Raw genomic sequence first — 13,704 nt, 5'->3', positions numbered from 1 at the left:
GGTGGGGCCGGTGGCGGCGCGGGCGGCGTCGAACAGCACCGCGCCGATGATCGCGCCGACCAGCACGGCGGCGACCCAGCGGATCGGGCCGCGTCCGGCGGCCGGTGGGCGACGCTGGCCCCGCCGGGCGGCGGCTACATCGGCGCTGGCCTCGATGATTTCGGCGACGACGTGCCGGACGAAGATCAACCACAGGACCCAGCCGATCGAGGCCAGCAGGCCGAGGATCATCTGGTCCGACCACGGGTTCGTCATAGCGCCCGTGATCTCGGCCAGGCTCGGGACCTCGGCAAGGTGCGCCCAGCCGATCCAGGTCAGCGGCCACCCGGCTGAGGCGCTCAGCAGCCACGGCACTCCGCCGGTGAAGCCAGCCAGGACGGCGAAGGCGGCCACTGCTCGGAGCAGCCGGCCAACGGTGGCCAGGACGCGCACCATGCTCACAACCTCCGTTCACATTCCGAAACAGGAACCTGGTCAGGTGTTCGGGCCGGTCACCCCGTGCACCGCCGTCGCGGTCGCCGTCGCTGACACGTTGAGGCCGCCGACCCCAACCAGTTGCAGGACTTGGGTGCGGCTGGTGCGGCGGACCGTCACGGTGACCGTGGTGGCCGTCGCGGTCGCGTCTCCGGCCAGCCCGGCGGAGGCGAGCCAGGAGCGGGCGGTCGCGGCAGCACGGCCAGGATCCAGGCGGGTGGCCCCGGTGGTGCGGTAGGCGTACAGGTCGAGTTGCTGGGCTCCCGCTCGGGCGGCGGACTCGGCGATGCCGAGGGCCTGCACCTTCGCCGCAATAGCGAGCCCGGCGTCCAGGACGAGCCCGGCCACGGCGATCAGGGCGACGCTGAGCAGCACCACGAAGGGTGTCACCTGTCCGGCGTCGCTGCCGCCGGTGCGCTGGCTTACCCACCGCACGAGCTCATGCAGGCGGTCTTTCACGGGGCGCCTCCGATCCATTCGTCGATGGGTGAGGTGGCCGTGGAGGTGACCACCCGGCTCCCGGGCACCTTGAGCAGGACGAGATCCGACATCCGGACGCGGCACGAGATCGTCACGGTGACCGCTCCGCCCGGCCGCAGACCGCCGGTGCTGACCTGCACGTCGGTGGACTGGCAGGTCACACCCCGGGCGTTGAGGCTGGCGCGGGCGGTGCGTTCAGCACCCGCGACAGCCGCGCCTTGGCTGCGCGCCAGCGGCCCCGAGCGCGCCCCGCTGCTCGCGGCGGCGTCCACATCGATCTGCGCACCCGCCAACCGGCCGCACAACACCACGAACAGCAACAACATGATCAGCAGAGGGGCGAGCAAGGCCATCTCGGCGGTGCTCGACCCGGCGTCCGGGTGCGCCGAAAGCCGCCGCCACCGCGCGATGACAGCCGCATGCAGCGTCCTCACCGCACGCCGGGGGCTGCGATGGGTGGTCATGGTCCGGTCCACCTCTCCACCGGGCGCACCACCACGGCGGTGACCGTCCAATGGACGCCCGGTACGACGGTCTCGGCGGTGCCCCGGATCTCGACGCGGGCCTCAGTGGCAGTGCGGGTCACCTGCACGGAGGGGTTCTTGAGGACGCCGCTGCCGATCGCGGTGAGGGTGCCGGCCCCGACTTCCTGTCCGGCTCTGGCGTTGGACTGGTAGGCGGCGGCGGTGCTCGCGGCGCGGGTGGCGGCGGCCTGGGCGATGTGGGTGGCGTGCCACCACACTCCGGCCTGGATGACCAGCATCACCATCAGCAGCAGCAGGGGCATGGCGATGACCAGCTCGGCGGTGACCGCGCCTGCGTCGGGCCGCTCGGCGACGAGCCGCCAGCGGGCGCGTAGGCGCGCGGCCGTGCCGCGCGCTGCGGGGCAGTAGCGCGCGGCACGGCGGACTCGGGAACGAACGGCAGGCATCGGGGGTCAGCCGAGGTTGATGCTGTTGGCCTTGCCTGCGACCTTCGCGGCGATGATGGCGATAACCGCGATGGCCAGCACGACCAGCAGCGCGGTCACAAGGACGGCTTCGGTGGAGTAGCCGCCGTCGCCGGTATCGCGGACTTGCTTCCAGCGGTGCCGTAGCTCGGCGGTCAAGTAACTGAACAGGGCAGACATGGCAAGACTCCTTTCAATGACAAACTCGTCAGCAATCACGAACCCTAGGTCCGCAAACATCACAGGCCGCCGAGCACGGCAGCGAGAGCCGGATAGCCCAGGAAGATCAGGAATCCGGCGAACAGGGCGACGATGGGCAGGCTCATGCGTTCGGTGGCGGCGTTGGCTTCGCCTTCGGCGTCGGTCAGTTGCCGGTCGCGTAGCGCTGTCGCGCGGGAGCGTAGGGAGGAGCGGACGCGGGCTCCTTCGCTGCCGGCCATGCCGACGCTCGCGGCGAGTTGCTGGAGCTCGGGCAGGGCGAGGCGTTGGCCGAGCACGGCGAGGATGTCCCAGGGTGGTACCCGGGCCAGGCGGGCCTCGGTCAGGGCGTAGCGCAGCTCGGCGTAGGCCGGCCCGGATCCGACGGAGGCGGCTTCGTCGAGGGCTTGGTCGACGCCGGAACCGGCGGCGAGGCTGATCACCACTAGGTCCAGGAACGAGCTGAGTGCGTCGCGGAACGCCGCCCGGTGCTTCGCCGCCTCGGAACGCACCGACAGTTCCGGGGCCGCGAATCCGGCCACCCCGAGTACCAGCGATGCCAGCATGGGAGTGGTGAACCCGAAGCTCCCCCCGCCGAGGCTGAGCAGCGTGGCGAACACCGGCGGGACCAGCACCCCGAACACGGTGGCGGTGGCCTGCTCAGCGAGGTGGATGTCCACAGGCTTATCCACAGTCGCCAAGTCGCGGCGGGTACTCGCGGTGGGCAGGCCGAGGCGGCGCAGCAGCCGCACCGCCGGGCGTCCCCACCGTCCCGCCCACCCGGGCGCGGCGGTCTCGGCGTCGACCTCGGCGTGCCGGGTCCGCCCGTACGGGGCGTCGATCGCGGTGGCGAGGCGGGGCGGGGGGGGCAGCCAGCCGACCACGAGCAGCCACAACCCCACCCCGGTGCCGAGGCCGAACAGCAGGAAGGTGGTCATGACCGCACCACCGCCCGGGTGTCGGCACCGGCGGCGACGCTCTGCAAGATGCGTGAGGTGTCGCGGTCGCGCATCAGCTTCGCGAGCCAGAAGAACGCCAATCCGAAACAGGCTCCGGCCAGGAGCAGGACGAGTTGTCCGGTGGCGGTGTCGAACGGCACGAGATAGCCCCGGTTGAGCAGGGTGAGGAACCCGGCCATGGCCAGGGTGACCGCGACGATGACCCGCGCCGAGGTGCGGTTGCTTTTGCGGCTGGCCGCGATGCGCTGCCGGGAGGCGACCTTCGCCCGCGCGGAGGTGGCCAGCTCACCGAGGACGTCGCCGAGCTGCCCGGCGCTGCCGCGTGCCGCCATCAGCAGCCCGGCCACGACCAGATCAGCGGTCGGGTCGGCCAGCTCGGCGGCGAACGTGCGCAGCGCCGCGCTCAGCCGCCACCCGCGCTGCAGCCGGGTGGCCAGTCGGGTCACCTCGTCACGGACAGGTTGGGGGGATTCGATGGCGCTGGTGGTGATGGCCTGCTCCAGCCCGGCCGCGCCGGACAGGTTGTCGCGCAGCGCCTCGGTCCACGTGGCGATGGCCTCGATCCGCGCGACCCGGCGGGCGTGGTCACGGTCCGGGCCGATGATCGCCGGGAGCACCCACGCCCCCAGCGCGCACAGCACCGCCGCGACCGGCCAGCGGGTCAGCACCGCCACCACCACCCCCACGGCCACACACACCGCCAGCCGCCGCCGGTCGACCGGCCCACGCCCCGCCGTCCACCTCGACCACCACGGGGCGGCATCCGAGTCGGCCGGGGTGGAGTCGGCGGGCCCGGTGTCACGGCCGGAGAAGCCGAGCACGATCAGGGCCAGCCCGAACGCGGTTCCCAGCCCGAGCATGGCGGCCACCGGCACGGTCAACGTCATGACGCCCACCCGCCACCGGGTGCAGCCCGCGCCTCGTCCAACAGGGCCGGGTCGAACCCGGCCTGCACGAGGGTGTTCAGCAGCCGGGTTGACGGCGGCGCGCCGGGCACCGCGCGCCCGTCGGGGCCGGGCCGGAAAATCTCGTTCGAGGCCACCGTCAGGCCGTCGGCGTCGACGACTTCGCGGACGGAGGTCACGACCCGCCGACCGGTGTCGGTCAACGCCAGGTGCAGCACCAGGTGCACCGACTCGGCCACCAACAAATTGGTGGTCGGCGGGTCGAGGCGTTCCGGGGACTGCGCCGCATACAGGGCGAGTTTCTTGAACACGCCGGCGGTCGAGGAGGCGTGGATGGTGCCCAACGAGCCGTCGTTGCCCTGGCTCATCGCGTTGAGCATCGGGATGACCTCATGCCCACGGATCTCACCGACGATGACCCGGTCCGGTGACATACGCAAACCGCTGCGGAACAGCATGGACATGTCGATGGCGCCTTCGCCTTCGACGTTGGCCTCCCGCGATTGCATGGCGACCACGTCCGGATGCAGCACCTTGTCGGCGTTCAACGCCAGTTCGTAGGTGTCCTCGATGGTCACGATACGCTCGGTCGGGGCGATCACCGACGCGAGCGCTCGCAGGAAGGTGGTTTTCCCGGCGCCGGTACGCCCGGCCGCGAGGGTATTCAGCCGGGCTCGGGTCGCCGCGGTGAACACCTCCCGCAACACCGGGTTCAGGGTGCCGAGCTGCTCCAGCTCGCCCAGGGTGACCTTGATGTAGTGGTGACGGCGGATCGACAAAGCGGGGCGTTGGGTCACCGACATGATGGCGTGCAACCGCGAGCCGTCCGGCAGTTGCAGGTTCAGGATCGGCGCGGCCCGGTCCCAGCGGCGTTCCTCCCCGCCTTCACCGCCGGTCTCGGCACGGCCGGCATCCGCAGCCAGGCGGCGGATGAGTTCCACCATCTCGGAGTCGGTGTCCGCGATCGGGGCAACCTGGACCCGGCTGCCGTCGGTGTAGCGCACGAACACCTGGTCACAGCCGTTGGCATGGACTTCCTCGATCCGCTCGTCGTTGAGCAGTGGCTGCAAGCCGCCCGCGCCGAGCAGCATGTCGGCCACCGACCGCGCGACCCGCGACTCCACGTCCGGGCGCAGCGGTGGGCGGCCCGCGTTCATCTCCTCGGCGGCGTAGTCGTCCAACGCGGTGGTGATCAACCGGCGGGTCGTCGCCCGTTGCTCGTCGGCCGACATCACCGTGCCGGTGGCGCTCTCGTGCGCCCGGGTGGCTCGCGTCAGGTGTTCGGCGACCTGGCGGCGGATGCGGCGCACCACCGGGATCTCGCTGGCGTCCGGAGCCGTCTCGAGCGGCACCAGGTCTCGGCCCGGCGGGAAGGTGGGGGTGGGGTGGCTCATCCGAGGGCCTCCTTCGGCAGCGGCTCGGCCGGCGCCACACTCAACTGCGGCGCGAGGTCGGTGAATACGTCGGCGTAGGCACGCATCAGCGGCAGGCGACGCCACCGCCGACCGGCGATCAGGTCCCCGCCGAGCACGGCCGCCGTCTTGCGGTCCTCGGGCAGCGGGCCGAGCACGCTCACCGATCCGGGATCGCGGGCCAGGTCCTCGACCACGTGCTTGGTCAGCACCTCTGCCACGTCCGCGACCGGGTAGAGGCCCCCGGCGGCCAGCAGCACCGCCAGACGGTCCGTGCCGAGGTCGACCAGCTCGCCCAGCGCCTCCCGGAGATGAGCCAGCTCGTCAGGGCGGGCGCGCGCCATGACGAGGACCACATCGGCCAGCCGCAGCAGCGGCCACACCACCGAGCCTGGGGCCAGACGCCCACAGTCGGCAATCACGAGGCGCTCGGGTGTCGTCAGGACCGGACGGCCGGTGCCGGTCAGCTCCGGCAGCGCCGCGCGGGTCTGAGCCCCACCCGCCGGGGCCACCACCACCGGCACCAGCTCCCCGCCCAGCATCGCCGTCTGACGGCCCGCCACAATCGCGGCCTCGGCCGTTGTGGCACCCCGGGCAGCGGCGGCCAAGTCCACCAGACTCGGCGTCGCCGCCAAATCGAGGCGGCGCATCAGATCCCCGCCCGCCGGATCACACTCCAGCACCACCGGCCGCGTCTGCGCCGGGGCTACAGCGGCCAGCCCCAGCGCCGTGGTCGTCGCCCCGGGACGACCCTTGACATAGGTCACCGCCACCAACGGCATGTCAGTTACCTCCCGGCGCGGTCTGCATCAGCACCACCGCACCCGCCGGTGCACCAGCAAGCCGTCCACCGTCAGCGGCATCCAGCAGCAACGAGATCACCGTCGAGCCCTGACCGTCCCCGGCCAGATCCACCCCGAGCACTACCGCCTGCATTCGCACCGGAGCCGATCCCGCCGACTTGGCGGGACTCGCCGGGGCCGGCTGCCCGTCACCACCGGCAGCCGAGGCGGAGACGTACACCGCGACTCGCGCCCCGCTCGCTAGGCCCTGCGGGTACTGGCCCGGCTTCAACGCCACCGACGCGGCCACCTTCCCGGGCGGCGGAAACGCGGCATCCCCGACCAGCGACGGCGTCAGCAGCGTTCCCGGCAGCAATGGCACCACCGCCGTCCGGCCGATCACCTGCTGCACCTGACCCGCCGGGACCAGCTGAACCCCGGGGTCCAACGCCGCCGGGACCTGCCGCACATCGGCGGCCGTGATCGCCTGACCGGCCGCCACCGAACGGGCCACGGCGAGCACCTGGACCCGGTCACCGAGGCGTACGGCACCGAAGGCGTAGCCCAGCACGCACACGATGACCAGCAAGCCACCCAACGCCACGAACGGCAGCCCGCGGCGACGCCGGGCCGCCCGCCACGGCCCCCGCCCCACACGCGGCACGGCACCCGTAGAACGGTCTTGCGGCCCTGATTTTGGGCGCATGGAATCTAGCGCCATGACCAACGTCCTCCCCGACTTGGCGCGCTTCAACAAAAGGGTCGTGCTGGTGTTAGCGGCTCAAGACCGCCTGAGACTCCTGCACCCGGGTCTGCACCTGACCAGTCGTCTCCAGACCCGGCACCGTGCCGGTCTGACCGGCCCCGGCCCAGGTCACCTCCCACGTCACCGTCGCCGTCACCGTGTACGAGCCACCCGCTACACCCGCCGACGAGTGCCGATAGACATGACCACAATCCGGCGACGCCGACCTCGGATTAGTCCCCGGCGTCCACGCCGTCCCCGGTCCTTCACACGTCTCAACACTGCCGTCACCCACCGACCAAGTAACTTTCACCGGTCGCGCAGTCGCCGTCACCGACACCGCTCCCGCTGATGCCGTCGCAGACTGCGGCTTCCACGACGAGCGGTCCAACGCCAACCAGACCGGCAAGTTGACGAGCTGATCACCAAACGGATTTAACGTGATGACTACGGTCGGCAAGTTCAGCCGTTTGCGCGCCTGACGGGCAAGCACCTCCGGCGACACGACTGGCGGCGCTCCGGCAACCCAGACGGGACCGCCGAGACCGGCTGTGGTGGTGCCGTCGTCGTTGTAACAAACCTTGAGGTACCAGCCGCCCTCGCCTCCGGGCTGCCCGCCCAAGGCATCGATCACTGATGGCGGTGGATCACTTGGCTGGTAATAGCACCCGTCCGCGCCCGCATAGCCGCCCTCGCGTTCACAGGGAATCTCCTTCGCCGCTGGATTGCGGCATTTACCATCGCCTCCCTGCCCCCCTGAGCCGCCTTTACCAGGGTTCGTGCCCCCATTACTGCCGCCAGTACCAGCATTAACGTCACAACCCGGATTTGCGGTCCCAGGCCCGCAGTTCACCCCGCCCGTGCCGTCGTCAGCTCGGGCTGGTGCCGCGCCGAGGATCGGCGCGGCGAGTAGAGCCGCGATCAAAGCCGACAGAAGAAGAGTCGACCGGCGGGTCAACATGTGCCAGACCCCCGCAACGCGAAAGCGTCGACCCTCCAAGCACCGTCTTGCTGTTTCTTGATGATGGCGGTATTGCGGTGTTTGCCGCCGGGTTTGTCGTCCCAAAGGCCGCCCGACGCCTTGTATTCGAGCCAGCGTGTGGCATCAACACAGTCCTCTATGGTCAGTGCGGCCGGGGAGACCTCAGGTGTGCGCTTGACGACCTTCGGTTGGAGCGCGACCTCGCCCTTGGTGATCTTGCCAAGCTCTTTGTCTGTGTACAGAGAGCTGACAATGAGCTTCAATGCGTTGCCCGAAGCGTAGGTTCGCAGGCCAGCCGACTCGGCGTCCGAAGTCTTACCTGCCTCCACGAATGCGTTCCACAAGCCGCGGTAGGCAACGAGTGCGTCTTGCTCGGCCTTCGCGCTCCCAGCGATTGACGGCGCTGATGAAGGAACCGGCGGAGGACTGGCGGGAACGCTTGTTTCCTTATCCGCGCTACAGCCTGCAGCGAGAAGGACAGACGCCGCCAGCAGACCGGCCGGAACCTGACGGGTGAACACCGGGCAGTACCTCCCCAACTCGTAGACGGCCCCCATCCCAGAGACCCGCATCCGGTTCCCTCGACAGTGGCCGCTGGAGCCAGCCACCATCAGGTCACAACTCGTGTCTACACCGTCACCCCATGGGGGCCGCAAGCTCCGTACCTGCACGTACGCACCTTTGCAGCGCGAACCTCACGTACCTTGAGGTCCGTACCTTGAGGTACGTGCGGGGCCATTAGTCGAGACCGCAAGCCGATGGATCTGTCGCCTAGGCGACAGATCCATCAACATCTAGCGGCAGCTACACTCCCCGAAACCCCCGGTGGCCGCGAGAAAGGCGGACCGCGATGCGCGATCACGGCCGCACCGATCGAACGCTGGCCTTGCTCGCCAGGCCAGGCGCTTTCGACGTTCTGCATGCCATGTACAGCCGTGGTGGCACGGCTACCTTCGCCCAGATCACTGCCGAGGCGCGTCGGGCAACAGCACTGCTGCGATCTCTTGCCGCCGAGGACTTCGTAAACAGCGCCGGCTGCGGGAGCCTGGACTTCGAGCCGGGTGCCCAGACGGCATTCAACTTGACCGCCAAGGGAGAGGCCGTCGCCGGTCATCTCATCCGTCTTCAGGAATTGATCACGAACCGGCCCGCCTGTCGTGGCGGCCATCGATCCGCTCTATGACGACGACACGCGACCTGCCGAGTACGACCACAACGGACGGTCTTGGACGAGTCTGCCCTTGCAACTAGGTTGAGGAGCAGGTCAGAGCGCTAACAAAGGTATGGCCGATCGCTTGCCCGACCGGCTACAGTGATCGCTTCGCTCGCGCGCTCGTGTCGGGGGAGGTGAGTCGCGCTGACGAACGACCTAGATCCCATCTACAACGTCGCCAGACGCAAGCTGAACCGCGTCATCCTGTACGCCCTTCACGACCAGCCACTTCAGTACTCGAAGCTGCACCATGCTGTGTCACAGGCCAGTCCCGACGTTGTTCATGCCCGCACCCTGACTCGCACGCTGAGGCATCTGGAAGACGAAGGCCTTGTGGAACACCGCCAGGACGCGGATACCGCTGACTATCGCCTCATGACGGCCGGCATCGAACTGGTGGAACTCCTAACCGAGATCGAACGCTGGACCCGCGAGCATCGCACTAACGAAGGCGACGGGGACGGCCGGTAGGGCATGGATGTCCTCGCTGCGAGCGGCTTCACCGTCGCAGGCGCGGTCGCTGCTGTCCCCATGACCGCCGTCGCCTACTCGGCACCGGCACACGGAGGTATTAGCCTGCCAGAGCGATGGTGGCGAGGGGCGCCAGCACGACTTAGCGCCGTCGCCGCCATGTCAGCCCTGACCGGCACGGTGACCGGACTTATTACAACCTGCCTCCCGCGATCGCCGGGTCTGCCCGCATTCTGGGTCTTTGCGGTTCTTGGTGTCGGCCTGGCGGTGATCGACATCCGTCGCCACCGCCTCCCTCACCTACTGACAGCGAGCATGGTGGCCGCCTGTCTGGTGAGCTTCGTCGTTGCCGCCGGGATAAGCGGGAATATCCACCCGCTACTTCGGGCGGTCGCCGTTGGAATGGTATTTGCATCAGTTTTATTTATCGTTGCGCTGTTACTTCCTGGGCAACTTGGCCTCGGTGACGTGGCTCTAACCGGGGCAGTCGCGCTAAATCTTGGTTGGCTTGGCTGGCAAGACGCTATCGTCGGCGTCCTCTGCGGACTCCTAGTACAGGGCATCACTGGCCTCGCCGCCACGATTCGAGCCCACAGCAACGACCCGACACCGATGGGGCCAGCCCTTGTAGCTGGGTGGTTCGTTAGTGTGCTACTGACACAGGTCACGTAGCGGTGGGGCGCTTTGATGCTTGTGCGAGGGGTCGTAGCTTGAAGATCAGGATGCTTAGGTAACGATTCATCCACTGCTACTTGTGCGGGTAGCGGCGTTCGTCTTCGTCGGTGAGCCGGGGCTCGACAGTGGTCTAAATCCACAGTCCGGCGGAGCTAAACGTATTGAGAAGATCAGATATGGTGAAGGGCTACCTGGTCTGCGCGATGTTCTCGTTCCAGTGGCTGGGGGAATTGTAGTCGGCGTTGGAGAAGTACTCCTCGCCCAGGGTGGTCCCGTTCCGTTCGGTACGTTCGACGGCGTACCGGATGGGCTGGGTCCTCGTGAGCAGAATGAACCCGTCCTGGTTCAACATCGCTTGCGCGGCCCGCAAGGCGTGCACCGGGTCCGTTGCGTACGCGAAGGACTGTAGGAACAGGATTCGATCGCAAGTGCGGCCAGGCCAGTTGAGGGAGCAACTCTGGATGGGACAGATCAGCCTGAAAAAACTCAGCACCGGTCGGCGGGCCGGAGATGAAGTTCCCTGCGATGTCTACGCCGGCTGAGGCAACCGCGCCGTCGCGGACCAGCTCCGCTAGCTTGCCACCGTTGCCGCGCGTGTTCGGAGCTGCCGGGGAGGACCTTCCTTCGCTGATGTTCCGATGGCCGGCACAGTCACGCCTTCCGGAGGTGCCGGGGCCATGGGCGAGCGTCGTAGAAACATTCAGTTGTCATGGTCTGGCTTCGTTACCCTCTGACTACGGCGGCTCCTTGCCTCCGGTAGGGGAGGCCGGAACACTATCCATGTCCCCGCAGGTGGAGGTGGAGGTTGCCACGGACATCTGGTCCCACGATCGCGCGCTGGCAACTCGCGCAGGAGCTGCGCACCCTACGCGAGACCGCTGGCCTCACTCATGCTGAGATCTCACGTGTCCTGGACTGCTCAGAGTCAAAAATTTACAAGATCGAGTCGGGAGATTTGGGGGTTGGGAGGCCGGACCTTTTAGTGATCCTCGAGCGCTATGGTGTCGCGGACGAGCGTGTCCGCGAAACCCTCCTGGACCTACAGAAGCAGGGAAGGGAACGCGGCTGGTGGGCCAAGTTTGGGCAGCTCCCCGGTCCGTACGTGATGTACATCGGCCTAGAGTCCGCTGCCACCGAGGTGAAGAACTTCGAACTCGCGGCAGTGCCGGGGTTGCTCCAGACTGCGGACTACGCTCGGGCCCTGTTGACCGCGCAAGGCCTTGTGCCGGACCCGGACCAAATCGAGAAGCGAGTACAGGTACGCATCGCACGGCAAGCCTGCCTCACGGACGAGCCACGGCTCAACCTATGGACGATCATTGACGAGGGAGCCCTGCGTCGTCAGATCGGAGGACGGGTGGTGATGAGGCAGCAACTTGACCACCTGCAGGAGGCGAGCGCCTTGCCGAACATAACGATCCAAGTCTTGCCCTTCACCGAAGGTGGCCACCCAGGCACGCTGGGCAGCATCGCCATCCTAGATTTCCCCCTAGATGTCCACTCGCCAGTCGCTTATGTCGAGAGCTTTGCTGGCGACGTGTACATGGAGAAGGAAGATGATCTTCGACGCGCTAACATGGTGTTCACCCACATGCATGCCGCCGCGTTGAGCGCAACCAAGTCGGTCGAGCTTATCGCCGCGGTCGCGAGGGATCTTGCATAGCAGAAGGAGGGCTCGGTGGACCTCACTCGCGCCAGGTGGCGCAAGAGCTCGCGCAGTCAAAGCAACGGTCAGTGCGTCGAGGTCGCGGATAATTTGCCGGACGTGGTCGGTATGCGCGACAGCAAAAATCCGGCGGGGTTAGTCCTGACCTTTTCGCCGGACCAGTGGAGTGCATTTTTAGAAGGCGTCAAGGCCGGGGAGTTCGATCTCGGCTAGCGAGCTCCGCAAGTGATCTATTGATGACGCCATCGGTCCGCCGCAAACACATCATCTGCATCGGAACAAGATCCGGGCGGAATCTAAGTGAGTAACCGGTGCAGAGGATCAACTTAGCCTCCGCATCGGTCACTTCGCACATTTTAGTTCTCAGCTAATCGATGTGCGGCATAGCTCCGCTTATGTAATCCGAAATCTGACGCCGCATTGAGTCATGTACATCAAGGCGTTCAATCTCGCCTAGGGTGAACCATCCGACCTCGCTGGCCTCTTCGTTTTCTGTTGGGCTGCCACTTACCGGCTCGGCGAGAAGCGTGACCTCATACTCCTGCCTTACCTCTCCATCAGAGTAGGCGACGATGTGGAGCGGGTCTGAATATATTCCGACAAGTCCAATGATTCTTACGCTGATTCCGGTCTCCTCCAGGGTCTCTCGGATCGCGCATTGAGAGGGCGTCTCGCCGAACTCCATTTTGCCCATAGGCAACGCCCATTGCCCAGTGTCCCGTCGACGCTGCATCAGCAGGCGGCCCAGGTGGTCGACGGCCAGCGTACCGCATGCGGGAACGAGCGTGTTTGGCTTAGGTGCGGCCGGATCGTTCCAATACTCAGTGCGCCCCATAATCACTCATTCCCCAACCATGGCCTTCCGAGCAACCAAACTCTCTCGAACGATGAAATGTAATGATCGAACAAGACGCCCCCGTCGATTCTTCTTAGATGAAGGGTTGGGTTCAGGCTCGCCGGCTCGCCGTACACGTGTCCGTTCACTATCACGTGGTCATCATAACGAAATAAGCTGTTGTACAGCGTGGTGTCATGAAGTCGGATCTCAACGTTTTCGACTTCGGTCAGACCGGTGTAATATGTCAGGCTAGCCCTTATTTTTGCCTGAAGGGTGCCTCCTAATCCTTCTTCCAAGTCCCTGACGGAGACGGCTGCGCCCCTAGGGTCGCCGAAGCAAAGCCGGATTTGAACGCCTTCGTCTGCGCGTTTATTAAGCATGCGCGCGATGCGCGGCTGAACCTGCGCAAAAAATGTTCCTGAATGCACCAGGACATCAATTCTATTTTGCGCTTCATTCAGCAATCGGAGCCACGTCTCTCGCGGTACGCTGGCGCGATCCGGATAGAGTTCTACTAGCTCAGATTTGCTTGCGTCCTGCCGACGTGTGCCCTGTCGCAATGTTCCTGGCCACAGGTAGACCTCGTCGGCACCCAGGAGTTTGGCGGCGGCCCATCGATGTTGCCGATGAGGCACTCGATTTAGAGATATCCACCGTTCCACGCTCTTTACATCAATGCCGCACTCGACAGCAAGATCTTCAGTCGTTACGCCCTGCCGCATCATGGACGTTCGCAGGCGTTCGTTCATGACCACAACTGTGCCTGCACGTCCCGGGACGTTTCAAGGACCTGGCGGGACGTTTCCCCTTTGGACAGAAGTCCCCTCAGCGTCCCCGTAGGTAGATGAATCGTCCCAGCATCAGCGGTTAGCTCGGATGAGATCCTCCCGAGCCCGGCGACGACTGCGGCGGAGCTGGGGCTGAGCATGCCGGCGCAACGACCCTCGTCGGTTCT

At 66.6% G+C, this 13,704-nt stretch carries 19 protein-coding genes and 1 pseudogene; 5 read left to right on the top strand and 15 right to left on the bottom strand.

Annotated elements, in window-relative coordinates:
- From TFC3_RS24905 to TFC3_RS24850, 12 genes and pseudogenes are all read right to left on the bottom strand, one after another.
- Window positions 1-435: pseudogene (locus tag TFC3_RS24905) on the bottom strand (hypothetical protein); the annotation flags it as partial.
- Window positions 436-474: 39 nt separating this feature from the next.
- A complete protein-coding gene (locus tag TFC3_RS24900) occupies window positions 475-864 on the bottom strand; it encodes a pilus assembly protein TadG-related protein (RefSeq protein ID WP_082772526.1) in 390 nt (129 codons plus the stop codon).
- Window positions 865-929: 65 nt separating this feature from the next.
- Window positions 930-1,418, bottom strand: a complete 489-nt coding sequence (locus TFC3_RS24895; protein WP_067507480.1) for a TadE/TadG family type IV pilus assembly protein — start codon at window positions 1,416-1,418, stop codon at window positions 930-932.
- Window positions 1,415-1,885, bottom strand: a complete 471-nt coding sequence (locus TFC3_RS24890; RefSeq protein ID WP_082772287.1) for a TadE/TadG family type IV pilus assembly protein — start codon at window positions 1,883-1,885, stop codon at window positions 1,415-1,417. Before TFC3_RS24890 ends, TFC3_RS24895 begins: the two co-directional genes overlap by 4 nt.
- Window positions 1,886-1,891: 6 nt before the next feature.
- On the bottom strand, window positions 1,892-2,083 hold the full coding sequence (locus tag TFC3_RS24885; RefSeq protein ID WP_067504561.1) for a hypothetical protein: 192 nt from the start codon (window positions 2,081-2,083) through the stop codon (window positions 1,892-1,894).
- A 59-nt stretch (window positions 2,084-2,142) separates the two neighbouring features.
- Complete coding sequence (locus tag TFC3_RS24880) at window positions 2,143-3,039, bottom strand: type II secretion system F family protein (RefSeq protein WP_067504557.1); 897 nt, start codon at window positions 3,037-3,039, stop codon at window positions 2,143-2,145.
- Window positions 3,036-3,956 (bottom strand): type II secretion system F family protein, encoded by a 921-nt coding sequence (locus TFC3_RS24875; protein ID WP_067504553.1) that lies wholly within the window; start codon window positions 3,954-3,956, stop codon window positions 3,036-3,038. Before TFC3_RS24875 ends, TFC3_RS24880 begins: the two co-directional genes overlap by 4 nt.
- Window positions 3,944-5,359 carry a CpaF family protein gene (locus tag TFC3_RS24870; protein WP_067504550.1) on the bottom strand — a complete coding sequence of 472 codons (1,416 nt, stop codon included), beginning with the start codon at window positions 5,357-5,359 and terminating at the stop codon, window positions 3,944-3,946. The genes TFC3_RS24875 and TFC3_RS24870 overlap by 13 nt, the downstream gene beginning before the upstream one ends.
- A complete protein-coding gene (locus TFC3_RS24865) occupies window positions 5,356-6,159 on the bottom strand; it encodes a hypothetical protein (protein WP_067504547.1) in 804 nt (267 codons plus the stop codon). The genes TFC3_RS24870 and TFC3_RS24865 overlap by 4 nt, the downstream gene beginning before the upstream one ends.
- A 1-nt stretch (window position 6,160) precedes the next feature.
- On the bottom strand, window positions 6,161-6,763 hold the full coding sequence (locus tag TFC3_RS24860; RefSeq protein ID WP_067507472.1) for an SAF domain-containing protein: 603 nt from the start codon (window positions 6,761-6,763) through the stop codon (window positions 6,161-6,163).
- A gap of 169 nt (window positions 6,764-6,932) precedes the next feature.
- The gene (locus TFC3_RS24855) at window positions 6,933-7,865 is read right to left on the bottom strand and encodes a hypothetical protein (RefSeq protein ID WP_067504544.1); all 933 of its coding nucleotides are present in this window, start codon (window positions 7,863-7,865) and stop codon (window positions 6,933-6,935) included.
- On the bottom strand, window positions 7,859-8,407 hold the full coding sequence (locus tag TFC3_RS24850; RefSeq protein ID WP_236718301.1) for a hypothetical protein: 549 nt from the start codon (window positions 8,405-8,407) through the stop codon (window positions 7,859-7,861). The genes TFC3_RS24855 and TFC3_RS24850 overlap by 7 nt, the downstream gene beginning before the upstream one ends.
- A gap of 329 nt (window positions 8,408-8,736) precedes the next feature.
- Here TFC3_RS24850 and TFC3_RS36235 point away from each other — a divergent pair, with 329 nt between their 5' ends.
- The 3 genes from TFC3_RS36235 (at window position 8,737) to TFC3_RS36230 (ending at window position 10,242) form a co-directional block, all read left to right on the top strand.
- Window positions 8,737-9,069: a hypothetical protein gene (locus tag TFC3_RS36235; protein WP_082772286.1), complete on the top strand. Its 333-nt coding sequence runs from the start codon at window positions 8,737-8,739 to the stop codon at window positions 9,067-9,069.
- Between the two features lie 174 nt (window positions 9,070-9,243).
- Entirely contained in the window at window positions 9,244-9,570 is a 327-nt protein-coding gene (locus tag TFC3_RS24845; protein ID WP_369819690.1) for a winged helix-turn-helix transcriptional regulator, read from the top strand.
- A 159-nt stretch (window positions 9,571-9,729) separates the two neighbouring features.
- Window positions 9,730-10,242: a prepilin peptidase gene (locus tag TFC3_RS36230; protein WP_236718300.1), complete on the top strand. Its 513-nt coding sequence runs from the start codon at window positions 9,730-9,732 to the stop codon at window positions 10,240-10,242.
- Between the two features lie 190 nt (window positions 10,243-10,432).
- Here TFC3_RS36230 and TFC3_RS37335 read toward each other — a convergent pair whose 3' ends face one another.
- On the bottom strand, window positions 10,433-10,624 hold the full coding sequence (locus TFC3_RS37335; protein ID WP_153040381.1) for a hypothetical protein: 192 nt from the start codon (window positions 10,622-10,624) through the stop codon (window positions 10,433-10,435).
- A gap of 426 nt (window positions 10,625-11,050) precedes the next feature.
- Here TFC3_RS37335 and TFC3_RS24835 point away from each other — a divergent pair, with 426 nt between their 5' ends.
- Together TFC3_RS24835 and TFC3_RS24830 are read left to right on the top strand one after the other, a co-directional pair.
- A complete protein-coding gene (locus TFC3_RS24835) occupies window positions 11,051-11,908 on the top strand; it encodes a helix-turn-helix transcriptional regulator (RefSeq protein ID WP_082772283.1) in 858 nt (285 codons plus the stop codon).
- 15 nt (window positions 11,909-11,923) lie between these two features.
- Window positions 11,924-12,124, top strand: a complete 201-nt coding sequence (locus tag TFC3_RS24830; protein ID WP_067504533.1) for a DUF397 domain-containing protein — start codon at window positions 11,924-11,926, stop codon at window positions 12,122-12,124.
- A 154-nt stretch (window positions 12,125-12,278) separates the two neighbouring features.
- On the opposite strand, the gene TFC3_RS24825 is transcribed toward TFC3_RS24830, so the two are convergent.
- Window positions 12,279-12,746 (bottom strand): NUDIX domain-containing protein, encoded by a 468-nt coding sequence (locus tag TFC3_RS24825; protein ID WP_067504530.1) that lies wholly within the window; start codon window positions 12,744-12,746, stop codon window positions 12,279-12,281.
- A gap of 2 nt (window positions 12,747-12,748) precedes the next feature.
- A complete protein-coding gene (locus tag TFC3_RS36225) occupies window positions 12,749-13,498 on the bottom strand; it encodes a helix-turn-helix transcriptional regulator (RefSeq protein WP_082772525.1) in 750 nt (249 codons plus the stop codon).
- Between the last annotated feature and the right edge of the window lie 206 nt (window positions 13,499-13,704).

Source organism: Actinoplanes sp. TFC3, from assembly GCF_001553785.1.
GTDB lineage: Bacteria > Actinomycetota > Actinomycetes > Mycobacteriales > Micromonosporaceae > Actinoplanes.
Note: the sequence above shows the minus strand (reverse complement) of the source record. Positions and strands in the feature narration are given on the sequence as shown.